Here is a 25,265-nt window from a genome sequence, read left to right on the forward strand (position 1 = left end):
ATGCTCTTCCTGATCGCCTACATCAGCAGCGTTGTGCTGATCAACTACGCCTTTTCCACCGCCCCGCATCTCGACATCATCTGGTCGGCCTGGGGTGGTCTGGTGTTTATCCTGCGCGACATGGTGCAGACCCGCTTCGGCCATGGCGCGATTGTGGCGATGCTGGCGGCGCTGGTGCTGTCCTATGCAACGTCCGATCCGTCCATCGCCCTGGCCAGCGCCACGGCGTTCGCGGTGTCCGAGTGCATCGACTGGCTGGTGTTCAGCATCACCAAACGCCCGTTGCACGACCGCCTGTGGATAAGTTCGGCCCTGAGCATTCCCCTCGATACCTTCATCTTCTTCGGCATGATCGACGCGCTGACGCCGGGTGTGATCCTCACTGCCCTCGGTTCAAAGTTCGCCGGTGTCACGGCCGTGTGGTTGATCATGGCCTGGCGCCTGCGCAAACAGGCTGTCGTCAGCTGAAGTTCATGTAAAATGCCGCGCTTTCTCCCCATGGGAAGCGCGCATGGCGACGCGACCCTCGATGATCCGCATCTTGAGGACCTTCAGATGACCCGTATCGGAACTCCATTGTCGCCGACCGCGACCCGCGTATTGATGTGTGGCTGTGGCGAGTTGGGCAAGGAAGTGGTGATCGAGCTGCAACGCCTGGGCGTTGAAGTGATTGCCGTGGACCGCTACGCGAATGCGCCGGCCATGCAGGTTGCCCATCGCAGTCACGTGATCAACATGCTCGACGGTGCCGCCCTGCGTGCGGTGATCGAAGCCGAGAAGCCGCACTTCATCGTGCCGGAAATCGAAGCCATCGCCACGGCGACCCTGGTGGAGCTGGAAGCCGAAGGCTTCACGGTGATCCCGACTGCCCGCGCCGCGCAGTTGACCATGAACCGCGAAGGTATCCGTCGCCTGGCTGCCGAAGAGCTGGACCTGCCGACCTCGCCGTACCACTTCGCCGACACCTTCGAGGACTACAGCAAGGCTGTCGAAGACCTTGGGTTCCCGTGCGTGGTCAAGCCGGTCATGAGTTCCTCGGGCAAAGGCCAAAGCCTGTTGCGCAGCGCCGATGACGTGAAGCAAGCCTGGGATTACGCTCAGGAAGGCGGACGCGCCGGCAAGGGTCGCGTGATCATCGAAGGCTTCATCGACTTCGACTACGAAATCACCCTGCTGACCGTGCGTCACATCGGCGGCACTACGTTCTGTGCGCCGGTCGGCCACCGTCAGGAGAAGGGCGACTATCAGGAATCCTGGCAGCCGCAAGCCATGAGCCCGGTTGCCTTGGCGGAATCCGAGCGCGTTGCCAAAGCAGTCACCGAAGCCTTGGGCGGCCGTGGTCTGTTTGGCGTTGAGTTGTTCATCAAGGGCGATCAGGTGTGGTTCAGCGAAGTCTCGCCGCGCCCGCACGATACGGGTCTGGTGACCCTGATTTCTCAGGACCTGTCGCAGTTCGCCCTGCACGCGCGCGCCATTCTCGGCCTGCCGATTCCGTTGATTCGTCAGTTCGGGCCTTCGGCCTCGGCGGTGATCCTGGTGGAGGGGCAGTCGACCCAGACCGCATTCGCCAACCTGGGTGCTGCGTTGAGCGAGCCGGATACCGCGCTGCGCCTGTTCGGCAAGCCTGAAGTCAACGGCCAGCGCCGCATGGGCGTGGCCCTGGCGCGCGACGAGTCGATCGAAGCCGCTCGCGCCAAGGCGACCCGTGCTTCGCAGGCGGTTGTTGTCGAGCTGTAAAAACCTCTCCGGCGGGCCTATACCTTCTATGGGCATCGCGCCATTGCTCTACCTGTAGGAGCGAGCCTGCTCGCGATGGACTCAAGAACACCGCGGGGAACCAGATTCCCCCGCGTTTTCGTTAACGACCATCGCGAGCAGGCTCGCTCCTACAGGACATTTATCCATGCTCCAGGCCTGTACCCCATGAATTCGCAAAGCATCATCGTCCCGAAAATCTCCACGCTGGCGGTGCACGAGCCCCGGGCCCGGGCGATCGTGCGTTGGCTGGTGCGCAAGAACATCATCCAGGAAGAACTGACCACTTGTGGACGCACCGGCAATCGCATGGCCTATGCCATCGCCGACGGTGCCCGCGCGGTGGTCCTGCACCCGGAAGCGCTGCCGTTCGGCGAACCGGTCAACGGCCTGGAGATCGTCACCAAGCGTTGCATCTATACGCCAGCCAAGGGTTTCCTTGAAGAAGCGGGCTGCGCCGAGTGTCGCAAGGAAGTGGGTGAGGCCTTGTTTGAAAGCCTGGAAGACTGGATGCCGGGGCGCACCGATAACTTCACCTGCCCGGAATGCGGGCATGAAGACGACATCAACGGCTTCCTGTTCCTGCAGGAATGCGGCTTCTCCAACCTCGGTTTCATCTTCAATAACTGGGCCGAAGCCGGCTTCAAGCAGAGCTTTCTCGATGAGTTTGCCGATTGGCTCGATCAGCCGGTCAGTTGGGTGAAGGTCGAGTTGTAGCGCATCTGATGGACCGCGTTATCGTTGATCGCCAGCAAGCCGGCTCCTACAAGATCACGCCAAATCCGTAGGAGCCGGCTTGCTGGCGATGCTCTTCAAATCTCCCGTCGATCACCGCGTCGATAATAGACAGAGTTTTACATTGAACCCGAGAGGGTGTCTGACTATAATGGCGCGCTTCCATTTTCCCGCTCGGGAGCCCCCGCGATGCTGCGTATCAGCCAAGAAGCTCTGACATTCGACGACATTCTCCTAGTGCCCGGTTATTCCGAGGTGCTTCCTAACGAAGTCAGTCTCAAGACCCGCCTTACCCGTGGCATCGAACTGAATATTCCATTGGTCTCCGCCGCCATGGACACCGTCACTGAAGCCCGTCTGGCAATCGCCATGGCTCAGGAAGGTGGTATCGGTATCATCCACAAGAACATGACCATCGAGCAGCAAGCTGCCGAAGTGCGCAAGGTCAAGCGTTACGAAGCCGGTGTGGTCAAGGACCCGATCACCATCGACGCCGACGCTACCGTGCGCGAACTGTTCGACCTGACCCGCATGCACAACATCTCTGGCGTTCCGGTGCTGCACGATGGCGACCTGGTCGGCATTGTCACCTCCCGTGACGTGCGTTTCGAGAACCGTCTGGAAGCCACTGTCCGTGAAGTGATGACGCCTAAAGAGCGCCTGGTCACGGTCAAGGAAGGCGCCGACAAGAACGATGTGCGTGAACTGCTGCACAAGCACCGAATCGAGCGCGTGCTGATCGTCGACGACAAGTTCGCCCTCAAAGGCATGATGACCGTCAACGACATCGAAAAAGCCAAGGCTTACCCGCTGGCCAGCAAGGACGATCAAGGTCGTCTGCGCGTGGGCGCTGCTGTCGGTACCGGTAAAGACACCGGCGACCGCGTTGCCGCCCTGGTCAACGCCGGCGTTGACGTGGTGGTGGTCGACACCGCTCACGGTCACTCCAAAGGCGTGATCGACCGCGTTCGCTGGGTCAAACAGAATTTCCCTGAAGTGCAGGTCATCGGCGGCAACATCGCCACCGGCGCTGCTGCCAAGGCCCTGGCCGAAGCCGGCGCTGACGCCGTCAAGGTCGGTATCGGCCCAGGCTCGATCTGCACCACCCGTATCGTCGCCGGTGTCGGCGTCCCGCAAATCAGTGCCATCGCCAACGTCGCCGCTGCCCTTGAAGGCACAGGCGTTCCGTTGATCGCCGACGGCGGCATCCGTTTCTCCGGTGACCTGTCCAAGGCCATCGTGGCTGGTGCTTCCTGCGTGATGATGGGCTCGATGTTCGCCGGTACTGAAGAAGCGCCGGGCGAGATCGAACTGTTCCAGGGTCGTTCGTACAAGGCTTATCGCGGCATGGGTTCGCTGGGCGCCATGTCCCAGGCTCAAGGTTCCTCCGACCGTTACTTCCAGGACTCTTCGGCAGGCGCCGAGAAGCTGGTTCCGGAAGGCATCGAAGGGCGTGTTCCGTACAAGGGCACCCTAAGCGCGATCATCCACCAGCTGATGGGCGGCCTGCGTTCCTCGATGGGTTACACCGGCAGTGCCGACATCGAAGAGATGCGCACCAAGCCTGAGTTCGTGCGGATCACCGGCGCAGGCATGGCCGAGTCCCACGTTCACGACGTGCAGATCACCAAAGAAGCGCCAAACTACCGCGTAGGTTGAGCCTTCAAGCAACAAGCTAAGCAACCGGGGCTGTTCTATTCAGCCCCGAGTTGTTTCTGAATCACGACTGTTTCCGAATTTTTTAGACGAGACTGAATCATGGCCCTCGACATTCACGCCCACCGCATCCTGATCCTCGACTTCGGTTCCCAGTACACCCAGCTGATCGCCCGCCGCGTGCGTGAAATCGGCGTGTACTGCGAACTGCACCCGTTCGACATGGACGAAGATGCGATCCGCGAATTCGCTCCTAAAGGCGTCATCCTCGCTGGCGGCCCAGAGTCGGTCCACGAAGCCAACAGCCCTCGCTGTCCGCAAGCAGTCTTCGACCTCGGCGTACCGGTCTTCGGTATCTGCTACGGCATGCAGACCATGGCCGAGCAACTGGGCGGCAAGGTTGAAGGTTCCGAGCTGCGTGAGTTCGGTTACGCCCGCGTAGACGTGGTCGGCAAGAGCCGCCTGCTCGACGGCATCGAAGACCACATCGACGCCGATGGCCTGTTCGGCCTCGACGTGTGGATGAGCCACGGTGACAAAGTTACCCGCATGCCGGAAGACTTCCACATCCTGGCCAGCACCCCGAGCTGCCCGATTGCCGGCATGTTCAACGATGCTCGCGGCTACTACGGCGTGCAGTTCCACCCGGAAGTGACCCACACCAAGCAGGGCGGTCGCATCCTGTCGCGCTTCATCCTCGACATCTGCGAATGTGAAGCGCTGTGGACTCCGTCGAAGATCGCTGAAGACGCCATCGCCCAGGTTCGCGCCCAGGTTGGCACCGACAACGTCCTGCTCGGCCTGTCCGGCGGCGTGGATTCGTCCGTGGTTGCCGCGCTGCTGCACAAAGCCATCGGCGACCAACTAACCTGCGTGTTCGTCGACAACGGCCTGCTGCGTCTGCACGAAGGCGAGCAAGTGATGGCCATGTTCGCCGAGAACATGGGCGTCAAAGTAATCCGCGCCAATGCTGAAGATCAGTTCCTGAACAACCTGGCCGGCGAAGCCGACCCGGAGAAGAAGCGCAAGATCATCGGCCGTACTTTCATCGACGTGTTCGATGCCCAGTCCAATAAACTGGACAACATCAAGTACCTCGCCCAGGGCACCATCTACCCGGACGTGATCGAGTCGGCTGGCGCGAAAAGCGGCAAGGCTCACGTGATCAAGTCGCACCACAACGTGGGCGGCCTGCCGGAAGAAATGAACCTGAAACTGGTCGAGCCACTGCGCGAACTGTTCAAGGACGAAGTCCGTCGTCTGGGCCTGGAACTGGGCCTGCCGTACGACATGGTCTACCGTCACCCGTTCCCGGGCCCGGGCCTGGGCGTGCGCATCCTCGGTGAAGTGAAGAAGGAATACGCCGACCTGCTGCGTCGCGCCGACCACATCTTCATCGAAGAACTGCGCAAAGCCGACTGGTACCACAAGGTCAGCCAGGCCTTCGTGGTGTTCCAGCCGGTGAAATCGGTTGGCGTGGTCGGCGATGGCCGTCGTTACGCCTGGGTCGTGGCCCTGCGTGCCGTGGAAACCATCGACTTCATGACCGCGCGTTGGGCACACCTGCCTTACGAACTGCTGGAAACCGTCAGCGGCCGCATCATCAATGAAATCGAAGGTATCTCCCGCGTTACTTACGACGTGTCGAGCAAGCCGCCAGCGACCATTGAGTGGGAATGATGAGGCGACCCACAAAGCCGGCACCCTCCAGAGTTCAACGTTAGATTCGGAGGGGCGCAGGAGGGTTTTAGCCAATGCCAGTCAGTTATGCTGACTGGCATTTTTGTTTTTGGGTGGAAAGCGCCGAAGCAAGATTCGTCGTTTTCGGTGGATGGCAAAGGCTGGCGTAGTTTTTAGAGAAACTGTGATCGAATCAAATCCGTATCGAACGGCGTTATCCCTTGATCAGGCGCAAACACCGCCTGTGCCTGCTGCGGCGAAGCCACTCGTTCCCCCCGTGCTCGAACATGTAAGTCGAACAGAGTTTCCAAATCAGGCCGTGGTGTATGCACCAAAGCCCGCAGCATCAACGATATCCCACTGAGGTTGTTCTCGACATTGTTCCACCGGGGAGATGAAGTCAGCCCCAGATGGGCCCAGATCACGCGTCGTTCCTGCAAGTCCAAAACAAATGGCAGGCAGATCTGTGTGTCGGATGCGATATCGATACGGTCGAACACGGAGCGCGGCTCGAATACTTCACCCGATGCTGCGTCGGCGCGGGCCATCCAGCCAGCGAAGCATTCTGGAAGATCGCAGTACGGCTGCTCGGTGTATGAGTTGATAGACGTGACGACGTAGCGGATACCTTTCTTGACGAGGACATTAAGGTCGAGGTCGATGAACTCCGAAGCCCCGTCGGGCGCGTCGACGATGTCGCCGCTGTGGTAGCCACCGAAACCCTTCAGGTTGTAGTACGCGACCGTTTGTGTGAACACGAAGTTGGCGTCGAAAAATGCGGCGGACAAGTCGATGTCCGTGCGTTCACAGCCATTTTTCCACCACAGGAACAGACGAATGAAACGTGTGTCAGGTATAGGCAACCGACTGCCCCGCACCAGCGTACGTAGCGATTTCGATGAGGCACGCTGCGCCAGCGGCACCCGGTATTCGCGTAATGCTGGATCGATGAAACAGCGGCCTAGTGGCGGCAGCGACGCAAAACGTTTTACGAGAGCGTCTTCGCAGATTCGGGCTGCACGAGCCAACACGTCGGGTGTGAGCGGTTCGCGTCGATCCTTGATGCCATAGATTTTGGCGAATGAACCTTTCGGTGTGAAGGCCCGCAGGGGCAGGGGGCGCGGAGAGCGTACTTGGGCCAGCAACTGCAGCAGGACAGGTGACGACACTTGTGTCGCTACAGCCTCGAACGCGTCGAGAACCGACTCTGGTTCCGTCGCGCGCCGCAGGGTCGCGTCCAGCCGTCGTGCGAACTCACCAGGACGGCTCTGAAGTATTGGCACAAGCGTGGCGATGTGACGCTGGGCAAGCAATGTTTCGACACGTGATCCAAATGAGGCTGGCGCTTCGTTGCGACGCGCTGCCGTGATGGCGGCTAGCGCTCGTGGGTACTTATCGGCGTAGTCGCCCGGATGCAGTACTTCAGCCAGACGTTTCCAGCGCTCAGCATGGCGCATCACGTCTTCTACAGCGTTGGGTATGTGCTCGAGCAGGCGCAACAGCAGACGGCGCATTGAGCGCTTCATCGCGGTGAAACGTGTCGAAGTTGTCGTCAGCGACACGTCTCCTCCATTCAGCGCGACCGCCAGCCGTAGCACGTCAGTCGCCGTTTCGACGTTTCGCTCCAGGAATGCGTCCACCCGTGCGTCACTGGCGACATGCAGGATCAGTGCGCCGCCAACCCGTGCACGGATCTCCCGAAATGGGATGGTCTCAGGCAGCAGACGGAACACATCGCTTTTGTACTCTCGAATAAACCAGACGACATCGGCAGCTTCCTCTTCGGAGAGCGAGGTACGCGATGAAACCAGCGGCTCGAGCAGTGACTCGAACTCAAAGACGCTTCCCGGTTCGATAACGCGGGAAATGAAGTTGCCTTCAAGCAATGCAGGTCGAGAGTGTCCAGTCGGTGGTAAACGCCAAAGCGTGAGGCAGTGGATGACGGCGTTCAGGTACAACTGCGCCTCTGAGGCCGTCAGAACTTGCTCCGGAAAGTCAGGATAAAACGGCCGGTGGTGCACATGAGCGCCAGTCTCCCGCCGAAGCACTCCGACAATGTCGCGCAGCCAGTGCTTGAGTTCTGTCGCTGACAACATGCCGATTTGCTCAATCAGAGGCTCTGATAGTACACATCGGAATGCAGCGACTTCCCGGACAGCCGACGCGACCTGAGCGGGCGTGGCACCGCCAGTGCCCATCGGGACGTGAACTTTGGTACGGCGACGCAGGAACAGCTCCTGATTCATCCTTGATTTTCTCCCTTGGCCTCCGTCGTGAACGAGCTGCAGCATCGTGTCTACAGCCGATATAAAAACGCCTGCAAGAAGCAGGCGCGGTGTGGAGAGCGGAACCCCTAGGTCATAGGAGATTTAGAAGGAAGGTGTTCCATAGCCACGAAGGGATTCTACGGGAGGCTGTTCCTGTTTGTCAGGTTGCTGTACATCGCAACAGTAACAAGCTGCTTCACCATGCCGGGCAAGCAAAGTGCCTGCGTTTTTTCATCCAGGATTCCTTACTGTTTCGCAGTTGCAGGTGTATCGTATTTGCCTTTTGCGGCCCTCCGGGCCTGTTGCTGATACGTGAGGTAGTTGAGTTCATGTCGTTTACCCGTCGCCAAATCCTCGGTGGCCTGGCTGGTCTTGTTGTCGTTGGTGTCGGTGCTGGGGGCGCGTCGCGCTACTGGCTGGGCAAGATGGCTGACGCCGAGGCGGGTCACGATTACGAACTGATCGCGGCACCGCTGGACGTCGAACTGGTGGCCGGGCACAAGACGCCGGCCTGGGCCTTCGGCCCATCGGCACCGGGCACCGAATTGCGTGTGCGCCAGGGTGAATGGCTGCGGGTGCGCTTCATCAATCATCTGCCGGTCGCGACCACCATTCACTGGCACGGCATCCGCCTGCCGCTGGAGATGGACGGTGTGCCTTATGTGTCGCAGCTGCCGGTATTGCCGGGTGAATACTTCGACTACAAGTTTCGCGTGCCGGATGCCGGCAGTTATTGGTACCACCCGCATGTGAACAGCAGCGAAGAACTTGGCCGGGGGCTGGTGGGGCCGCTGATCATCGAAGAGCGCGAGCCGACCGGTTTCAGGTACGAAAAAACCTTGAGTCTCAAGAGCTGGCATGTCGACGATGTGGGTAACTTCGTCGCGTTCAGCATTCCCCGTGAAGCCGCCCGTGGCGGTACGGCGGGGCGGCTGTCGACGATCAACGGCGTGCCACAAGCGGTGATCGAATTGCCGGCCGGACAGGTCACCCGCGTGCGCTTGCTCAATCTCGATAACACGCTGACCTATCGCCTGAACATTCCCGGCGTCGAAGCGCAGATCTACGCGCTGGACGGCAACCCCATCGAGCCGCGCCCACTGGGCAAGGAATACTGGCTGGGTCCCGGCATGCGCATTTGCCTGGCAATCAAGGCCCCGCCGGCTGGTGAAGAGTTGTCGTTACGCAACGGTCCGGTACGCCTTGGCACCTTCCGTTCGGTGGCCAATACCGACGCGCCGACCGAATGGCCACCGGCGCTGCCGGCCAACCCGATCGCCGAGCCGGACCTGGCCAACGCCGAGAAACTCAACTTCAATTTCGAATGGGTCGGCTCGGTGTCGGTCAACGTCGACAACGGCAAGCCGCCCAGCCTGTGGCAGATCAATGGCAAGGCCTGGGACATCACGGACAAGACCTGCGCCGACCGCCCGATTGCCAAGCTCGAAAAGGGCAAGAGCTACATTTTCGAATTGAAGAACATGACTCAGTATCAGCACCCGATTCACTTGCACGGCATGAGTTTCAAAGTGATCGCCTCGAACCGGCACAAGGTCATTCCGTATTTCACTGACACCTATCTGCTGGGCAAGAACGAGCGCGCTCAAGTGGCGCTGGTGGCGGATAATCCGGGAGTTTGGATGTTCCATTGCCATGTGATCGATCACATGGAAACCGGCCTGATGGCCGCCATCGAGGTGGCGTGATGCGTCAGATTCGTCCCGCCGCGATCATTGATCGCAGTCGTGATCGTGATTTCATGCGCGAAGCGTTGGCATTGGCCGCTGAAGGCGCCGCTCTCGGTGAAGTGCCGGTGGGCGCGGTGCTGGTGCAGGACGGTGAGATCATCGGTCGCGGCTTCAACTGCCCGATCAGTGGCAACGACCCTAGCGCCCACGCCGAGATGGTTGCGATCCGCAATGCGGCTCAGACCGTGAGCAACTATCGTCTGCCGGGCAGCACGCTCTACGTCACGCTGGAGCCGTGCAGCATGTGTGCGGGGCTGATCGTGCATTCGCGGATTGCGCGGGTGGTGTACGGCGCGCTGGAGCCGAAAGCGGGGATTGTGCAGAGCCAGGGGCAGTTTTTCACCCAGGGCTTTTTGAATCACCGGGTGTTGTATGAGGGCGGGGTGTTGGCGGAGGAGTGCGGGGCGGTGTTGAGCGAGTTCTTCAAGGCCCGCCGCGCAAAACCTGCAGACTAAACACCGCCCTCTGTAGGAGCTGGCTTGCCAGCGATAGCGTCGGCACACACAACCGCGATGTCGACTGAACCACCGATATCGCTGGCAAGCCAGCTCCTACAGGTGTTTGTGGATCATTTCTTCGCGACAATCACCGCCCGCATCGGCGCCGGCAATCCTTCAACGGTCTTGCTGTGATCCTCGGGATCAAGGAAGTCACTCAACGACTGATACTTCATCCACTCCGTGCCGCGCTGTTCCTCGATTGTGGTGGTGCTGACGTCCACACATTTCACATCGGTGAACCCGGCGCGGCGCAGCCACAGTTCCAGCGCCGGAACTGACGGCAAGAACCACACGTTGCGCATTTGCGCGTATCGGTCCTCCGGCACCAGCACCTGCTGTTGGTCGCCTTCGATCACCAGGGTTTCCAGCACCAGTTCACCACCCTTGACCAGGCAATCCTTCAGCGCCAGCAAATGCTCGATGGGCGAACGGCGGTGGTAGAACACGCCCATGGAAAACACCGTGTCGAAGCCTTCGAGGTTCGGCGGCAGGTCTTCGAACGGGAAGGGCAGGTGCCAGGCATTCGGCTCTGACAGGTAACGCTGCACCGCCTGGAACTGGCAGAAGAACAGCCAGTTCGGATCGACGCCGATCACGCTGTCGGCGCCGGCGCCGAGCATGCGCCACATGTAATAGCCGTTGCCGCAGCCGACATCGAGGATGCGTTTGCCTTTCAGATCCAGGTGCGGAGCGACCCGCGACCACTTCCAGTCCGAACGCCATTCGGTGTCGACGTGCACGCCGAACAGGTCGAACGGCCCCTTGCGCCAAGGCGACAGGCCCATCAACGCCGTGCGCATTTGTGCACGGGTTTCATCGTCGCAATCGGTGTCGAGCTTCAAGCCGTTGAGCAAATCGACTTCGCTCGGCTGGATTTTCGGCAAGGCATCCAGCGCACTCTGCCAGCGCTCCAGGTCGCCGTGACCCTTCTCCATTTTCTTGTCGAGTTGTGCTTGCAGGGTGTTGGCCCAATCGGCCAGCGGCGTGCCGGCCAGACGGCGGGCGAGGGGGGACAGATCAATCATGGCAAGGCAATCAACGAGGCAAAGTTAAGACACTGGAACCACGGCACGACTTTCGAGAACCCGGCGGCCAACAGGCGTTCGCGGTGTTCTTCGAGGCTGTCGGGCTTCATGACGTTTTCGATGGCACTGCGCTTCTGGGCAATTTCCAGTTCGCTGTAGCCGTTGGCGCGTTTGAAGGCGATGTGCAGGTCGGTGAGCAGCGCGTGCTCCTGCTCGTCTTCGAAGCGCAGTTTTTCCGAGAGGATCAATGCACCGCCGGGCAATAGTGACTGGCGGATACGCGACAGCAACGCCGTGCGCTGATCCGGGGCAATGAATTGCAGGGTGAAGTTCAGCGCCACCACCGAGGCTGGCTGGAATTGCAGGGCGAGGATATCGCCTTCGATCACTTCGACCGGCAGCAACTCCTGGAACATCGAATCCTGACCGTTGAGGTATTCGCGGCAGCGCTCGACCATGGCGGCGGAGTTATCCACAGCGATGACGCGGCAACCGTCGGTGCGCACATGACGGCGCAGGGCCTGGGTCACGGCGCCAAGGGACGAGCCGAGGTCGTAGAGCACGCTATTGGGCTGGGCGAATTGCGCGGCGAGCACGCCGAGGTTTTCCACAATGGTCGGATAACCGGGCACCGAGCGCTTGATCATGTCCGGGAACACCCGCACCACGTCCTCGTTGAAGGCGAAGTCAGGCACCTGGGTCAAAGGCTGGGCGAAAAGGCGATCGGATTCTTTGCTCACGGCGGTTCCGGCGGTATCGGTGAAAAGGCCGGCATTTTAGCCAAGTTGGCGCAGGGATGCGCGGGTTGTCTGATAAAGCGCAAAATCAAAAGATCGCAGCCTGCGGCAGCTCCTACATTGGAAACCCGATCCCCGTAGGAGCTGCCGCAGGCTGCGATCTTTTTTATGTTGAGTGCGTTTTTTGGCTGAAAGCCGAAGCAGTGATCCCCCATTGCCCAAGCCAGTAGCTGAGGATGATCACATAAGGCGCGGCATCAAATGGCACCACGAAACGACTGATGCCAATCACGCTATCGGAAAACACAAACGCCACCGCGCCTGCTGCCGCCAAGAGCGCCGAACGTTTGGGCACCTCGGTCCCGAGCCGGGCCAGTGCGCGCCAAAGCATGGCGCTGATCGCCAGGCCATACACGATCACCGGCACCAGCAATGGCCCCAGCCCGTGGGAAATCAGAATCCCCAACAACACCGCGCCAACGCCGAGGGCGATGATCAGCGGCAACAGCGCCAGACGCCGACAGTCGCTCAAGTAGGCTTTCAGATAAGCCAGATGCGCGACCAGAAACGCCCCGAGGCCGAACACAAACAAATCCCCGGGCCACGCCAGCAGCACATCGCCGAGCAGGGAGAAAATCAATCCGAGACTGATCCAGCGCCGGTAATCGCTGGGTGGCGCGTCGTGTAGCCAGCCGAGAAGGGCCAGCACCGGCAGCGGCTTGACCAGCAGGCACAGCAGAGACGCATGGACGCTCAGGCCGTAGAGAAAGGTCACCGCGCCCATCAGCGCCAGAATCAGCCAGCCCACGGTCAGTTAACCGAGATCGCGCAGTCGAAGGTTTCCACCGGCAACACTTCCGGCGCCCAAGGCTGTTGCGAGGTCAGGCGCAGGCGCCCGTTGCCGGGAGCAAAGGCCTGGAAGCGCCAGGTCGACACGCCTGCCGCGCCCACGACGCCGGCATCCTCCGGATTTCGGTAAACCTCTGGACCTAATGCGTGCAATACGCCACCGGCTGAATCCTGGATGGCCCAGCGGTAACCCGTGGTGGGGTTGCTCGGCAGGGTCAGGATCAGGTTTTGCCCGTTGCTGAGCTGCACCGGGCATTCGCTTTGTTTTTCCACGGTCACGTTCTGTGCAGGTTGCGTGGCGCATCCGGCCAGCAAGGCGAGGGCGAGGGGGATCAACAGGCGAGTGGGGGACATAAGATCAGCGGCTCCGGCGTTCACGACGAACGGCGAGCATAACCGAGTTGAGACAAATTGTGACAGCCAGGGAAGTCGGCGTTGTCAGTGCCGACGCCATCGCTGGCAAGCCAGCTCCTACAGGGTTTTGCGGTGGACACATAATCTGTGAGCACCCCCAATCACTGTAGGAGCAAGCTTGCTCGCGATGGCGGTAATGCAGGCGCTAGAGGCACATCAGAAAAGCACCTTCGCCACATCCGCAAACCGCTTGGCGAAATGCACGGTGATGCCTTCCTTCAAATACTCCGGCAGCTCTTCGAAGCTCCCGCGGTTGGCCTCAGGCAAGATCAGTTCAAAAATCTTCTGCCGCCGCGCCGCAATGACCTTCTCGCGCACGCCGCCAATCGGAAGTACATGCCCGGTCAACGTCAGTTCGCCAGTCATCGCCACGCCTTTTTTCGGCGGCTGGTTGCGGGCCAGCGACAGCAGGGCACTGGCCATGGTCACGCCGGCGCTCGGGCCATCTTTGGGGGTCGCACCTTCCGGCACATGCAAGTGCACGAAAGCCTCATCGAAGAACTTCGCATCGCCGCCGAACATCTTCAGGTGCGAGCTGACGTAGCTGTAGGCGATTTCCGCCGATTCTTTCATCACATCGCCCAATTGCCCGGTGAGCTTGAAGCCACGGTTGAGCGTATGGATACGTGTCGCTTCAATCGGCAAAGTCGCGCCGCCCATGCTGGTCCAGGCCAGACCGGTGATCACGCCGACTCCCGACAGCACTTGCTCGTTACGGAACACCGGCTTGCCGAGGGACGTTTCGAGGTCCTTGGTGCCGAGCTTGATCACGGCCTTTGGATCGTCGAGCAGTTTCATCACCGCTTTACGCACCAGTTTGCCGAGGTTTTTCTCCAGCTGACGTACGCCGGCTTCACGGGCATATCCGTCGACCAACGCCTTCAGGGCGTTGTCGCTGATGCTCAGGCTGCCTTTGGACACGCCCGCTTTCTCAAGCTGCTTGGGCCACAGGTGACGCTTGGCGATGGCGACTTTTTCTTCGGTGATGTAACCGGACAGGCGAATTACTTCCATCCGGTCGAGCAACGGACTGGGGATCGAGTCCAGGGTGTTGGCGGTGCAGATGAACAGCACTTTCGACAGGTCCATCCGCAGATCCAGATAGTGGTCGAGGAATTCCACGTTCTGTTCCGGGTCGAGGGTTTCCAGCAAGGCCGAGGCCGGGTCGCCCTGGTAGCTCTGGCCCATCTTGTCGATCTCGTCGAGCATGATCACCGGGTTCATCACTTCGACGTCTTTGAGCGCCTGCACCAGTTTGCCCGGTTGCGCGCCGATGTAGGTGCGGCGGTGGCCCTTGATCTCGGCTTCGTCACGCATGCCGCCGAGGCTGAAGCGATAGAACGGCCGACCGAGGGATTCGGCGATGGATTTGCCGACGCTGGTCTTGCCCACGCCCGGTGGCCCCACCAGCAAAACGATGGATCCGCTGATCTCGCCTTTATAGGCACCGACCGCGAGGAATTCGAGGATGCGGTCCTTGATGTCGTCGAGGCCGGCATGGTGTTTGTCCAGCACCTTGCGGGCGTGCTTGAGGTCGAGTTTGTCCTCGCCGAAAACGCCCCACGGCACCGAGGTCGCCCAGTCGAGGTAGTTGCGCGTGACCGCATACTCCGGCGAGCCGGTCTCGAGGATCGACAGCTTGTTCATTTCCTCTTCGATGCGCTTCTGTGCCTGGGGTGACAGGACTTTGCCGACCAGCCGCTGTTCGAACTGTTCGATGTCGGCGCTGCGGTCGTCCTTGGTCAGGCCCAGTTCCTGCTGAATGACCTTGAGCTGTTCCTTGAGGAAGAACTCACGCTGATGCTCGCCGATCTTGCGGTTCACTTCGGCGGAAATCTCTTTTTGCAGACGCGCGACTTCGACTTCCTTGCGCAGCATCGGCAGGACTTTCTCCATGCGCTTGAGCATCGGCACGCAGTCGAGCACTTCCTGCAACTCGCTGCCGGTGGCCGAGGTCAGGGCCGCGGCGAAGTCGGTCAGCGGCGATGGATCGTTGGGGCTGAAGCGGTTGAGGTAGTTCTTCAGCTCTTCGCTGTACAGCGGGTTGAGCGGCAGCAGTTCCTTGATCGCATTGATCAACGCCATGCCGTAGGCCTTGACCTCGTCGGTCGGCTCGCTCGGCTGGTGCGGGTATTCGACTTCCACCAGGTACGGCGGGCGATGGTGTTTGAGCCAGGTCTTGAGGCGGACGCGGGTCAGGCCCTGGGCGACGAACTGCAGTTTGCCGTTTTCGCGGCTGGCGTGGTGCACCTTGACCAGCGTGCCGTACAGCGGCAGGGCCGAGGTGTCGAAATGGCGCGGGTCTTCCTGGGTCGTGTCCATGTAGAACAGGGCCAGGGTGTGGTGTTCGGAGTTGGCCACCAGATCCAGCGTCTCGGCCCACGGATCTTCATTGACGATGACCGGCAGCACCTGGGCCGGGAAGAACGGGCGATTGTGGATCGGGATGATGTAGACCTTGTCCGGCAGGTTTTGGCCAGGCAGGGCGAGGCCTTTGCCGGTGGTGTGGTGTTCGGCGTTCTCTGGATCGGCGTATTCGCTCGGCTCTTCGGGGAATTCTTGCTGGTCGCTCATGGGGGCACCTGCGCAATGGGTATGGGTCTTAGATGGGGCAGGTTGGCGGTGGTTTCAACGGTCAATTTGTGCAAGCAGGTGTTTTGGCTGTGTGTTCAGCGCACAGACAGGTTGGCTGGAAACTGTGACAGATGAATTCATCTGTAGGCGCCGGCTTGCTGGCGAAGGTGTGTCAGCTGCGGTGATGTCGCCTGACACGCCATCGCCTACAGTGTTTTTCACACGATCAAAAAAAGGCGACGCCTGTGAGGGCGTCGCCTTTTTATTGCCGCTAAAACTTACTCGGACAGTTTGTACGCAATCACATAGTCACCCTGCTTGGTGCCCAGCGAACCGTGGCCGCCGGCGACGACGAGCACGTATTGCTTGCCGTCCTTGCCGGTGTAGGTCATCGGCGTGGTTTGCGCGCCGGCCGGCAGGCGGCCTTCCCACAGCTGCTTGCCATTTTTCACGTCGTAGGCACGCAGGTACTGGTCGAGGGTGCCGCTGAGGAAACCGACGCCACCGGCGGTGGTGAAGGTGCCGCCCAGGCTTGGCACACCCATGCTCAACGGAATCGGAACCGGCGAGCTGTCGCGCACGGTGCCGTTCTTGTGCTTCCAGATAATCTGCTGGGTGGTCAGGTCGACCGCTGCCACGTAACCCCACGCTGGCGCCTGGCATGGCAGGCCCATTGGCGACAGCAACGCTTCAAGGACTACGCCGTATGGCGCGCCTTTGTTCGGCTGCACGCCTTCGGTTTCGCTTTTGCGCGGGCCTTGTGCTGCGATTTCAGCGGCCGGGATCATTTTCGATTTGAACGCCATGTAGCTCGGGTTCACGAATGCGATCTGACGCACCGGGTCAACCGAAATACCGCCCCAGTCGAACACACCGAAGTTACCCGGATACACAATCGAACCCTGCAGCGATGGCGGCGTGAACGGGCCGTCGTAGCGCATGGATTTGAAGTCGATCCGGCAGATCAGTTGGTCGAACGGTGTAACGCCCCACATGTCGCGCTCTTGCAGCGGCGGCGGCATCAGGTTGAGGTCGGACTTCGGTTGGGTTGGCGACGTGTGGTCGCCTTCCACCGCGCCTTGCGGCACCGGCACTTCATTGATCGGCACGATGGCCTGGCCCGTGCTGCGGTCCAGCACGTAGATGCTGCCTTGCTTGGTCGATGCCAATACCGCTTGCTTGACGCCGTCAGCGGTTTTCAGGTCCATCAGGGTTGGCTGGCCGCCGACGTCCATGTCCCACAGGTCATGGTGAGTGAACTGGAAGTGCCAGCGCACTTGACCGGTGGCGATGTCCAGGGCAGTCAGGCCGGCTGCGTGCAGTTCAGATTCAGGGGTGCGATCACCACCGAACTGGTCCGGGGTCTGGTTGCCCATCGGCAGGTAAAGCATGCCGAGTTTTTCATCGACGGCGAACATGGACCACATGTTCGGCGAGTTGCGGGTGTAGACCTCACCTTCGGCAATCGGCGTGGTGTCGTCCGGGTTGCCGCTGTCCCAGTTCCACACCAGTTTGCCGGTGTGCACGTCGAATGCGCGGATCACGCCGCTTGGCTCGTCGGTGGAGACGTTGTCGGTGACGTGACCGCCGATCACCACCAGGTCCTTGGTGACTGCGGGTGGCGAAGTGGAGTAGTAACCGCCGGCCGTGAAGCCGCCGATGTTGGCGCGCAGGTCGACCTGGCCCTTGTCGCCGAAGTCTTCGCACATCTTGCCGGTGTCGGCGTTGAGGGCAATCAGACGGGTGTCGGCGGTCGGCAGGAAGATGCGGCGCGGGCAAGCGTTGGCCGGGGCCGGGCTGGCCGAACCGGTCGGGCTCTGCTCGGAGGCATACACGGCGTCATCGTGATAGGTCACGCCACGGCAGGTCATGTGCGCCCAACCCTTGAAGTTCGCCGCGTTCTGAGTGGAGAGCTTCGGATCGAAACGCCAGATCTCCTTGCCGGTGTCCGGGTCCAGTGCAATCACCTGGCTGTGCGGCGTGCACACGTAGAGCATGCCGTTGACTTTCAGCGGGGTGTTTTCGGCGGTGGTTTCGCCCGGGTCATTCGGCCCTGGCAGGTCGCCGGTGCGATAAGACCAGGCTTCGACCAGTTTGTGGGCGTTCTGCGGTGTGATCTGCGCCAGCGGCGAGTAACGGTCGCCGTGGGCGCTGCGGCCGTAGGAGTTCCAGTCACCGTCCGGCATGGCCGGGGCGGTGTTGGTCATGCCCGGCACGCTGTCGCGGTCCAGTTGGCCTTTGATTTCACCCGGGTTGGTGAACTGGCTGGCCAGTGCCGTCGCGCCCGCGAGCACCACGGCGACGCTCAGTGCGCCCGTGCCCATCGGTGCAGCGCCGCTGACCAGCAGCGGACGGCGGAACCACGGCAGCAACATGACGATGCCCAGTCCAAACAGCAGCGACAGACGCGGCACCAGTTGCCACCAGTCGAGGCCGACTTCCCACAATGCCCACACGGTGCTGGCGAACAGCACCAGTGCGTACAGGCCCAGCGCTGCGCGGCGAGCGGCGATCAACAACGCGCCGGTCAGTGCCAGGCCGATACCGGCCAGCAGGTAATACAGCGAGCCGCCGAGCATGCTCAGCTTGATCCCCCCGGCCAGCATGGCCAGGCCCATCAGCAGAAGCAAAATGCCGAGCAGGGTCGGCAATAGACGGCTTCGACTCAAGGCACTATCTGTGCTCATAGTGTGATTCTCCGTGATGTTTCAAAGAGTCCCGCGCAAGATCACTGTAGATGACGATCTTGCTGGGGCATGGTTCAGATAAAACCTATTGGGTTGACGCAATCCCTTGTAGGAGCTGGCTTGCCAGCGATGGCGGTGTGTCAGCGGGCATGTGTGTTGACTGATACACCGCCATCGCCGGCAAGCCGGCTCCTACAGGGTTTTTGGTGTTTTTTAGAACGATGACTGGATCTTGATCCCGCCGATCAGCGCGTCATCAACCTCGTTCACGCCACCGGGATGGCGGATGTATTGCAGGTTCGGGCGCACGGTCAGCCAGTTTGTGACGTGCACACCGTAATACAGCTCGGCGCTGTATTCGGTGTCCTGGGGTGGCAGGTAGGACGGATCGTCATAGTCGTAGACGGCACGGGCCTGGTTGGTCGCCTCAGCGTTCTTGCGATAAGCCGGGTTGACGTGGACGCGGGCCATGGCGAAGCCGATGTCGTCCTTGGCGCGTGCGTCGAACACACCTTTGTAGACGACGCCGGCCTGGACATAGTTGTCGATGGCGTTGGTCTTTTTATCGTGCATCGTGCCGTTGGCAAATACGCTCAGACCGCGCGAATGGTCGCTGGCGAGGCTGGTGATTTGCTGCTGGATGCCGAGCCACATGCCGTGCTTGCTCGATGCGCTGCGGTAGGCCTCGCCACTCAGGGCGGCAGGCTGGCCGTTGCTGTCTTTGTAGACATCGGTGGCGTCGGCGTTGCTGTAGTAGTAACCGGCGCGGTATTCACCCGGCAGGCCGTTGAGCTTCGGCGTCCACACCAACTCCACCGGCAGGATCGCGCCCTGGGTGCCGCTGCCGCTGAGCTTGAACCCGTTGTCACGATCAAGGTTCGACGGGTTCTGCTCATACACGCCGACTTGCGCGTACAGCTCCGGCGTCAGGTGATATTTGACCCGCATCGCCCACTGGCTGACCGGCCAGTTGTACCAGATGCTGCCCGCCCAGTTGCCGACCTGGGAGCCGCAGAACGCCAGGTTCTGGAAGTCGCAAGGGAAGCTGTTGAAGTCTTCGCCTTCACCGAAACGGCCGACCTTGATGTCGAGCGTTTGATCGAGGAACTTCTGCTGATACCACATCTGTGTCAAACGCCAGGTCTGGCCGCGCCCCCAGACTTCCTGGGCGGACGTGAAGCCGCCGACACGCGGATCGTTGATGCGGTCGTTGCTGATGTTGTTGCCGCTGCGTTCGGTGATGGTCAGCTGAAATTCGGCGTCGTTCCAGCCGAGGATTTTCTGCAAGTCCAGGTGGGTCCCCAAGGCAAACTGGTCGCTGTAGCGCGCAGTGCGATCGTCGTCGTAGCCGCCATGCAGGTTGCTGCCCATTTCGCCGGTGTAATCGACTTTGAAGTCGTAGCCTTTTTCCGCGAGTTCTGTGCGAGTGCCGTTCCAGTCGCCGAGCATCCACGGCGAGTCGCTGTCGAAGGCCGGCGCCGCTTGTGCACAAGTGGCGACGCCAAGCGCGGTGAACCCACTGAGCAGATTCATGACGTTTCGATGGGCAACAGATGGTAAGACAGCGCTGTCTCGCAAGCTTTTTACGTAAGGCATAGGGAAGAGATTCTTGATCTTTTTCTGGAAGTAATCGGGAAGTGCAGTTGATGGATGAAGCGTTTCAGCTAAGGCGGGCGCAAGGATAATGTTCTGTTACAAATAGAGAAAGGGCTTTTGCTGACATGGAGCGTTTCGGATTTGGTAACAGTCGGCGGGAAAAGATCGCAGCCTCGTTTCGCTCGACAGCTCCAACAGGTGAACGCATTCCAATGTAGAAGCTGTCGAGTGAAACGAGACTGCGATCTTTTCCGTTTCACCTACATTTGACGTAAGGTGCGCGACTTCCCAATCCTCACACTGCTCGAAGGCCCGGCATGACCGAACACAACATTGATCCGCTGCATGGCGTGACGCTGGAACAGATCCTCAACGCGCTGGTTGAACATTACGAGTGGTCGGGGCTTGCCGAGCGCATCGATATTCGCTGCTTCAAGAGTGACCCGAGCATTAAGTCGAGCCTGACGTTCCTGCGCAAAACGCCGTGGGCGCGGGAGAAAGTCGAGCGTCTGTACGTGAAGCTGATGCGCACCAAGCGTCCACTCTGAACATGGTCAATCCGTCGGTGCGGCGTCGTTTTGTGGCGGTGGCGGCCGTGCTTGGCTGGGTGGGATTGAGCATTCAGATGTACCTGATCTTCCACTCGCGCTGGACGCTGGACGCGAGTCTGATCGGTGGTCTGGTCAGCTTCTTCAGCTACTTCACGGTGCTGAGCAATACCCTGGTGGCGACGGTGTTGACCTGTGAACTCACGTCCCGCGATTCGGCGGCACGGCGCTGGTTTTTGCAACCCTGGGTCAGCAGTGCGATTGCGGTGAGCATCGCGGTGGTGAGCCTCACCTACAACGTGCTACTACGCCACTTGTGGCATCCCGAAGGTTGGCAATGGCTGGCCGATGAGTTGTTGCATGACGTGATGCCGCTGCTGTTTCTGGGCTATTGGTGGTGCTGCGTGCCCAAGGGCACTTTGCGTGCCTGGCATATTTCGGTGTGGTTGATTTATCCGCTGGTGTACTTCGCCTATTCGATGTGGCGCGGGCATTTGCTGGCGGTTTATCCCTATCCGTTCATCGATGTGGATAAGTTGGGTTATCCACAGGTGTTTGTGAATGCCGGCGGGTTGATGGTGGGGTTTGTGGTGATTGGGTTGGTGGTGATCGGCTTGGATCGCTGGCGCGCCCGCTCTTTGTAGGAGCGAGCCTGCTCGCGATGGACGTCAACGATAACGCTTCGAGCCTGGCACCCCGCGGCGTTCTCAGGTTTTTCGCGAGCATGCTCGCTCCTACAGGTTGCTACTCCGCGTCGCTGCTATCCAGCTTCCAGTAGCCAACGGCTTTGACGTACTGATCGTCCAGTCCATGCTCATCCAGCAACACCCGACGAATCTGCCGCGAGACTTTGCTCTCCGTCGCCACCCAGGCATACAGACTGCCAGCGGGCACCTGCATCTGGCGCACGGTGGTCAGCAAATGGTCTTGCCCACCTTCGCGCAGCACCCAGATCACATTGACCTCGGCAGCACTTTGCAGCACTTGCTGTTCCTTGCCGTTCTCCACTTCGATGATTACCAATGCACGCCGATTGGCCGCCAGGCCTTCGAGACGCCGGGCGATGGCGGGGAGGGCGGTTTCGTCGCCGATCAGCAAATAGCTGTCGAAGATATCCGGCACGATCATCGAACCCCGAGGCCCGCCGATGTACAGGAACTGCCCCGGTTTCGCCTGTTCCGCCCAGGTCGACGCAGGGCCGTCGCCGTGCAGGACAAAATCGATGTCCAGCTCCAGCGTATTCAGGTCATAGCGCCGCGGGGTGTAGTCGCGCATTTCCGGCATCGGGCCGTTGTCCTTGCCTGCCCCCAGCACCAATGTCTCCAGCGCGGCGGCTTGCTCGGCGTTCTGCGGGAACATCAGTTTGACGTGATCATCGGTGCCCAGGCTGACGAAGCCCGCAAGCTCTGGTCCGCCCAGGGTGATGCGACGCATGCGCGGCGTCAGGTCAACCACCCGCAGCACTTCCAGGCGACGGCGTTTGATTTCATGCATGACGCGGTGAATGGTTTGGCTCACTTCAGTCATTCAGCTTGCTCCTGAACGGGTTGAACGGCGGGGCCGTCGACAATGGCTTTGGCCGTGTTGTTGAGCAGGTCGCGCACCCGCAGGATTTCTTCCGGGCTCCAGCGTCCGTGATGTAGCTGTAATGCGTGGCGCAGGTTGTGCACCGCCTCATGGATTTCCGGCGGTCGATCATGCCCGCGCAACGAACGTTTGCTCACCTCGATGCGCATGCGCACGCCATCCAGCGCAACGGCTTGGTCCTGCAAGGAAAGACGTCCGGCGTCGGTAATTGTGTAGCGTTTTTTTCCGCCTTCGGCGTCGCCCTGGATCAACTCGCTTTCTTCGAGGAAGGTCAGGGTCGGGTAAATCACACCGGGGCTTGGGCTGTAGGCGCCGTCGAACAGGCTTTCGATCTGGCGGATCAGGTCGTAGCCGTGGCACGGTTGTTCGGCGATCAAGGCCAGCAGCAGCAGCTTCAAATCGCCGGGGGCAAATACTCGTGGACCGCGGCCACCGCGCTCGCGGCCGGGGCGTTTCTCGAAGCCGTCGCGGCCGTCGCCGTGTTCGCGGTGGGGGGAATGATGGTCTCTCATTTCGTCTTCTCTCGTCGTGTTTAGATACAACTTAAGATATATCTTAGCTGGAGGGCAAGGGCTTCTGACCAACGGTGGGTGTCAAGCAGGTCAACGCGATGAGGGCTGAGCCCTGAAATCTACGAAAGCGAACAATTTTTAATTAGAGTAAATAACTAGAAATTAGTGTTAACTCTCTAATTGCGAGTTTTGCACTATTGTTTGTTGGGTGTGTGGTATTGGTCTTACAGAAGTTGCTGTGACATTGTGTTTTAGATGCGTCGTTTGTTATTGGGTTTGTAGTCTCTCTCTTACAGCTAAACAGTGACTTTTCCGTTATTTCAGAATTCTTCCTGCCGAGTAGATCGTTCTTGGGCTACGTGGTTGTCGGAACTTGCCTGCTTACTTTCAAGAAGGAATGCCGGATCATTGCCGGCATTGAAAGTTCAACGTTGTCATCACGTGCTCGTGACACTTGATGCCAATCTTGAACGTTCAATGAATCGATCCTTTTAAAAAGACAGGTACTTAAATGATGTTCAAGAAAATCGCATTCGCCGCGCCACTGGCAATCCTGGCGCTGGGTTCTTCCATGGCCTTCGGTGCCGATGAATCCCGCCAGACCATCAACATTATCGCCAAAGTACCAACGACCTCTTTCTACGTGAGACCGAGCCCAGGGTTGACCGACCAGATTCAGGACATGAGCCCACAATCGGAAGATGGCGCATTGAAAGATATCAACGGTCACTTCGACATGCGTGCTACGGGGGCCAAGATTGTTGGAAAGCTGATCAGTTCGCCCGTGCTCTACGCCATGAACAGCAACAAGCAAGTTCTGTTGAAAGTCACGGTAAACAATAAAGAAATGACTTTGAATTCGGAGGAGATTGTCAATGAGGCGGATTCAAACGATAATTTTCGTGCCCTGCTGAATATCACAACTAAAGTCGCTGGGCCGGTGGCGTCAGGTGATTACAGTGGTGATGTGAAAATGCTCTTTGAACCAGAAATTACTTCGCTCTAATTTTCCCATGTGATTCGTCGGGGCAAGCCGCGTGGATTGCCCCGATGGTTTTTACCGAGTTCGAAACCAGAGAACGTTTTCATGTTCCCGATGACACCCATCGCGGCCGCGCTTGCGCTGTTGTTTTGTGCCAGTGCACTCGCGGCACCCGATTCCGCTGCAACGACACCGCGGAGTCTGTTGGCCCAGGCCAAGGGTTTGCCGGCCGATTTCGAGGAGCACTTTTTTGATGTGCCTTTGGCGGTACGTGTGGAACTCGATCAACAACCCCTGGGCGAAGCCATGGTGGTGTTGTCCCGAGACGACCATATTTCGCTACTTGAATTTACCGATACCAGCGAAAACCGCTACGGCGCCCTCGAGCGCGAAAAGTGGGCGGGTTATCTCAAACAAGGTGTACCGCTGGGCAATTGCGCTGGCTCATGCCCGAATCAGATGCTGGCGGTGCACTACAACCTGGAAAACTCGCTGGTATCGATCCTCAGCGAAAACGCCGAGCGTGATCTCGAGGCCAAGCGTTTCCATGACCAGCCCCTGGGTGGCAGCACTGGCCTGATGGTGCGCAATCAACTCAATCTCAACGGCGGTCAGGATCAAGACCTTGGCGGACGTTTTGGCCTTGAAGCCAGCGCCAGTCTGGGTAACTGGAGCCAGGCGCTCAATCTGCAAGTGGCGCGCCTCGGTGGTCCGGACGACAAGTTCTATCACCTGAACAAGGGCGGTATTGAATATCGCAAGGTGACCGTCATGAAAACCCTGACGGTGCTCGGCCGGCTGGTCGACGGCCAGGGACAGCCGCTCAAAGGGCATCACGTGATCAACCACGCCAGTCGGGGGGTAACGGAGTGGGTAACGAACATGATCAGACACTGTGCCGTCATCGCACTGATGACAGCGACCTTGATGGCGGGGCCTTTTGCCTGGGGGGCGCGCGAATCGCACACGTTCGATGTGTCGGTGACCATCCCGAGCCGTGCCTTTTACATCACGCCGACCGAGCCAGGCTGGATTCATCTGCCACAGGAGATGAGGTGGAATCACTTCGCCGGGAATTTCAACACGCTGGCGAAATACTTCGACGTGCGACATGACACCAGCGCCATTGAAGCGCGGCTCGAAACCACGCCGTACCTGTCGAACGGCTGGCCGACTCAAAACATCCAGTTGCGCGTAACGTTCAACGGCGTGCCGATCAGCACGGATGTCATCCCCCGCGAAGTGGTCTCGGCCACCGAAGCGGCGGCGGGCAAACGTGTGTTGCTGCAAATCGAAACGCTGAAACCGGCGAACGGTTTCAAAGCCGGAGAGTACACCGGCAATGTGGTGTTGCTGTTCAACGCCAAAGCGCCGGGTGCCTGATACATGACAAAAGGTCATTCAAGCAGACAC

The 25,265-nt window shown here is 59.8% G+C and carries 21 protein-coding genes and 1 pseudogene; 12 read left to right on the plus strand and 10 right to left on the minus strand.

The annotated features are described in order from the left end of the window. The 5 genes from CKW15_RS07520 to guaA all read left to right on the plus strand — a co-directional run bounded on the left by CKW15_RS07520 (position 1) and on the right by guaA (position 5,826). Positions 1-468 carry a VUT family protein gene (locus tag CKW15_RS07520; RefSeq protein WP_095058622.1) on the plus strand — a complete coding sequence of 156 codons (468 nt, stop codon included), beginning with the start codon at positions 1-3 and terminating at the stop codon, positions 466-468. 87 nt (positions 469-555) lie between these two features. Further along, a complete protein-coding gene (purT, locus tag CKW15_RS07525) occupies positions 556-1,737 on the plus strand; it encodes a formate-dependent phosphoribosylglycinamide formyltransferase (protein WP_095151956.1) in 1,182 nt (393 codons plus the stop codon). Positions 1,738-1,923: 186 nt separating this feature from the next. After that, positions 1,924-2,472, plus strand: a complete 549-nt coding sequence (locus tag CKW15_RS07530) for a sugar ABC transporter ATPase (protein ID WP_095058624.1) — start codon at positions 1,924-1,926, stop codon at positions 2,470-2,472. Positions 2,473-2,679: 207 nt separating this feature from the next. After that, positions 2,680-4,149 (plus strand): IMP dehydrogenase, encoded by a 1,470-nt coding sequence (gene guaB, locus CKW15_RS07535; protein ID WP_095058625.1) that lies wholly within the window; start codon positions 2,680-2,682, stop codon positions 4,147-4,149. 99 nt (positions 4,150-4,248) lie between these two features. Continuing rightward, complete coding sequence (gene guaA / locus CKW15_RS07540; RefSeq protein ID WP_095058626.1) at positions 4,249-5,826, plus strand: glutamine-hydrolyzing GMP synthase; 1,578 nt, start codon at positions 4,249-4,251, stop codon at positions 5,824-5,826. Between the two features lie 173 nt (positions 5,827-5,999). Here guaA and CKW15_RS07545 read toward each other — a convergent pair whose 3' ends face one another. After that, positions 6,000-8,072 (minus strand): TerD family protein, encoded by a 2,073-nt coding sequence (locus CKW15_RS07545; protein ID WP_095151957.1) that lies wholly within the window; start codon positions 8,070-8,072, stop codon positions 6,000-6,002. 350 nt (positions 8,073-8,422) lie between these two features. Between CKW15_RS07545 and CKW15_RS07550 the strand changes: the two genes are divergently transcribed. Continuing rightward, complete coding sequence (locus tag CKW15_RS07550) at positions 8,423-9,799, plus strand: multicopper oxidase family protein (protein WP_095058628.1); 1,377 nt, start codon at positions 8,423-8,425, stop codon at positions 9,797-9,799. Beyond that, on the plus strand, positions 9,799-10,296 hold the full coding sequence (tadA, locus tag CKW15_RS07555; protein WP_095058629.1) for a tRNA adenosine(34) deaminase TadA: 498 nt from the start codon (positions 9,799-9,801) through the stop codon (positions 10,294-10,296). The genes CKW15_RS07550 and tadA overlap by 1 nt, the downstream gene beginning before the upstream one ends. Positions 10,297-10,409: 113 nt before the next feature. Here the strand turns inward: tadA and cmoB are convergent, their stop codons facing one another. The 7 genes from cmoB to CKW15_RS07590 all read right to left on the minus strand — a co-directional run bounded on the left by cmoB (position 10,410) and on the right by CKW15_RS07590 (position 20,223). Continuing rightward, complete coding sequence (gene cmoB, locus CKW15_RS07560) at positions 10,410-11,366, minus strand: tRNA 5-methoxyuridine(34)/uridine 5-oxyacetic acid(34) synthase CmoB (protein WP_095151958.1); 957 nt, start codon at positions 11,364-11,366, stop codon at positions 10,410-10,412. Next, positions 11,363-12,106 (minus strand): carboxy-S-adenosyl-L-methionine synthase CmoA, encoded by a 744-nt coding sequence (gene cmoA, locus CKW15_RS07565; protein ID WP_095058631.1) that lies wholly within the window; start codon positions 12,104-12,106, stop codon positions 11,363-11,365. The genes cmoB and cmoA overlap by 4 nt, the downstream gene beginning before the upstream one ends. A 163-nt stretch (positions 12,107-12,269) precedes the next feature. Next, entirely contained in the window at positions 12,270-12,911 is a 642-nt protein-coding gene (locus CKW15_RS07570) for a lysoplasmalogenase (RefSeq protein ID WP_095151959.1), read from the minus strand. Between the two features lie 2 nt (positions 12,912-12,913). Then, entirely contained in the window at positions 12,914-13,306 is a 393-nt protein-coding gene (locus CKW15_RS07575; protein ID WP_095151960.1) for a protease inhibitor I42 family protein, read from the minus strand. A gap of 216 nt (positions 13,307-13,522) precedes the next feature. After that, the gene (gene lon, locus CKW15_RS07580; RefSeq protein ID WP_095058634.1) at positions 13,523-15,940 is read right to left on the minus strand and encodes an endopeptidase La; all 2,418 of its coding nucleotides are present in this window, start codon (positions 15,938-15,940) and stop codon (positions 13,523-13,525) included. 278 nt (positions 15,941-16,218) lie between these two features. Next, positions 16,219-18,627 (minus strand): glucose/quinate/shikimate family membrane-bound PQQ-dependent dehydrogenase, encoded by a 2,409-nt coding sequence (locus tag CKW15_RS07585; protein WP_095151961.1) that lies wholly within the window; start codon positions 18,625-18,627, stop codon positions 16,219-16,221. A gap of 213 nt (positions 18,628-18,840) precedes the next feature. Beyond that, complete coding sequence (locus CKW15_RS07590) at positions 18,841-20,223, minus strand: carbohydrate porin (protein WP_095151962.1); 1,383 nt, start codon at positions 20,221-20,223, stop codon at positions 18,841-18,843. A 317-nt stretch (positions 20,224-20,540) separates the two neighbouring features. Here CKW15_RS07590 and CKW15_RS07595 point away from each other — a divergent pair, with 317 nt between their 5' ends. Both CKW15_RS07595 and CKW15_RS07600 read left to right on the plus strand, forming a co-directional pair. Next, complete coding sequence (locus CKW15_RS07595) at positions 20,541-20,771, plus strand: VF530 family DNA-binding protein (protein ID WP_007975135.1); 231 nt, start codon at positions 20,541-20,543, stop codon at positions 20,769-20,771. Between the two features lie 2 nt (positions 20,772-20,773). After that, positions 20,774-21,415 carry a Pr6Pr family membrane protein gene (locus tag CKW15_RS07600; RefSeq protein ID WP_095151963.1) on the plus strand — a complete coding sequence of 214 codons (642 nt, stop codon included), beginning with the start codon at positions 20,774-20,776 and terminating at the stop codon, positions 21,413-21,415. Between the two features lie 100 nt (positions 21,416-21,515). On the opposite strand, the gene CKW15_RS07605 is transcribed toward CKW15_RS07600, so the two are convergent. Both CKW15_RS07605 and CKW15_RS07610 read right to left on the minus strand, forming a co-directional pair. Continuing rightward, on the minus strand, positions 21,516-22,298 hold the full coding sequence (locus CKW15_RS07605; protein WP_095058638.1) for a siderophore-interacting protein: 783 nt from the start codon (positions 22,296-22,298) through the stop codon (positions 21,516-21,518). After that, positions 22,295-22,870: a PadR family transcriptional regulator gene (locus CKW15_RS07610; protein ID WP_095058639.1), complete on the minus strand. Its 576-nt coding sequence runs from the start codon at positions 22,868-22,870 to the stop codon at positions 22,295-22,297. The genes CKW15_RS07605 and CKW15_RS07610 overlap by 4 nt, the downstream gene beginning before the upstream one ends. A 514-nt stretch (positions 22,871-23,384) precedes the next feature. Here CKW15_RS07610 and CKW15_RS07615 point away from each other — a divergent pair. The 3 genes and pseudogenes from CKW15_RS07615 (at position 23,385) to CKW15_RS28455 (ending at position 25,235) form a co-directional block, all read left to right on the plus strand. Continuing rightward, positions 23,385-23,876 (plus strand): CS1 type fimbrial major subunit, encoded by a 492-nt coding sequence (locus CKW15_RS07615; RefSeq protein WP_159953396.1) that lies wholly within the window; start codon positions 23,385-23,387, stop codon positions 23,874-23,876. Between the two features lie 81 nt (positions 23,877-23,957). Further along, a pseudogene (locus tag CKW15_RS28445) lies at positions 23,958-24,584 on the plus strand (pilus assembly protein PapC); the annotation flags it as partial. Continuing rightward, positions 24,585-25,235 (plus strand): CS1 type fimbrial major subunit, encoded by a 651-nt coding sequence (locus tag CKW15_RS28455; RefSeq protein WP_371856292.1) that lies wholly within the window; start codon positions 24,585-24,587, stop codon positions 25,233-25,235. It abuts the pseudogene before it with no gap. Positions 25,236-25,265 lie beyond the last annotated feature (30 nt).

It is taken from the genome of Pseudomonas sp. Irchel s3b5 (assembly GCF_900187435.1).
Taxonomy (GTDB): Bacteria; Pseudomonadota; Gammaproteobacteria; order Pseudomonadales; family Pseudomonadaceae; genus Aquipseudomonas.

What these genes read in the sequence shown, in the direction of transcription:
- CKW15_RS07520 (WP_095058622.1), top strand. Translation starts at nt 1, where the DNA reads ATGCTCTTCCTGATCGCCTACATCAGCAGCGTTGTGCTGATCAACTAC.
- purT (WP_095151956.1), top strand. Translation starts at nt 556, where the DNA reads ATGACCCGTATCGGAACTCCATTGTCGCCGACCGCGACCCGCGTATTG.
- CKW15_RS07530 (WP_095058624.1), top strand. Translation starts at nt 1,924, where the DNA reads ATGAATTCGCAAAGCATCATCGTCCCGAAAATCTCCACGCTGGCGGTG.
- guaB (WP_095058625.1), top strand. Translation starts at nt 2,680, where the DNA reads ATGCTGCGTATCAGCCAAGAAGCTCTGACATTCGACGACATTCTCCTA.
- guaA (WP_095058626.1), top strand. Translation starts at nt 4,249, where the DNA reads ATGGCCCTCGACATTCACGCCCACCGCATCCTGATCCTCGACTTCGGT.
- CKW15_RS07545 (WP_095151957.1), bottom strand. Translation starts at nt 8,072, where the DNA reads ATGAATCAGGAGCTGTTCCTGCGTCGCCGTACCAAAGTTCACGTCCCG.
- CKW15_RS07550 (WP_095058628.1), top strand. Translation starts at nt 8,423, where the DNA reads ATGTCGTTTACCCGTCGCCAAATCCTCGGTGGCCTGGCTGGTCTTGTT.
- tadA (WP_095058629.1), top strand. Translation starts at nt 9,799, where the DNA reads ATGCGTCAGATTCGTCCCGCCGCGATCATTGATCGCAGTCGTGATCGT.
- cmoB (WP_095151958.1), bottom strand. Translation starts at nt 11,366, where the DNA reads ATGATTGATCTGTCCCCCCTCGCCCGCCGTCTGGCCGGCACGCCGCTG.
- CKW15_RS07575 (WP_095151960.1), bottom strand. Translation starts at nt 13,306, where the DNA reads ATGTCCCCCACTCGCCTGTTGATCCCCCTCGCCCTCGCCTTGCTGGCC.
- lon (WP_095058634.1), bottom strand. Translation starts at nt 15,940, where the DNA reads ATGAGCGACCAGCAAGAATTCCCCGAAGAGCCGAGCGAATACGCCGAT.
- CKW15_RS07585 (WP_095151961.1), bottom strand. Translation starts at nt 18,627, where the DNA reads ATGAGCACAGATAGTGCCTTGAGTCGAAGCCGTCTATTGCCGACCCTG.
- CKW15_RS07590 (WP_095151962.1), bottom strand. Translation starts at nt 20,223, where the DNA reads ATGCCTTACGTAAAAAGCTTGCGAGACAGCGCTGTCTTACCATCTGTT.
- CKW15_RS07595 (WP_007975135.1), top strand. Translation starts at nt 20,541, where the DNA reads ATGACCGAACACAACATTGATCCGCTGCATGGCGTGACGCTGGAACAG.
- CKW15_RS07600 (WP_095151963.1), top strand. Translation starts at nt 20,774, where the DNA reads ATGGTCAATCCGTCGGTGCGGCGTCGTTTTGTGGCGGTGGCGGCCGTG.
- CKW15_RS07605 (WP_095058638.1), bottom strand. Translation starts at nt 22,298, where the DNA reads ATGACTGAAGTGAGCCAAACCATTCACCGCGTCATGCATGAAATCAAA.
- CKW15_RS07610 (WP_095058639.1), bottom strand. Translation starts at nt 22,870, where the DNA reads ATGAGAGACCATCATTCCCCCCACCGCGAACACGGCGACGGCCGCGAC.
- CKW15_RS07615 (WP_159953396.1), top strand. Translation starts at nt 23,385, where the DNA reads ATGTTCAAGAAAATCGCATTCGCCGCGCCACTGGCAATCCTGGCGCTG.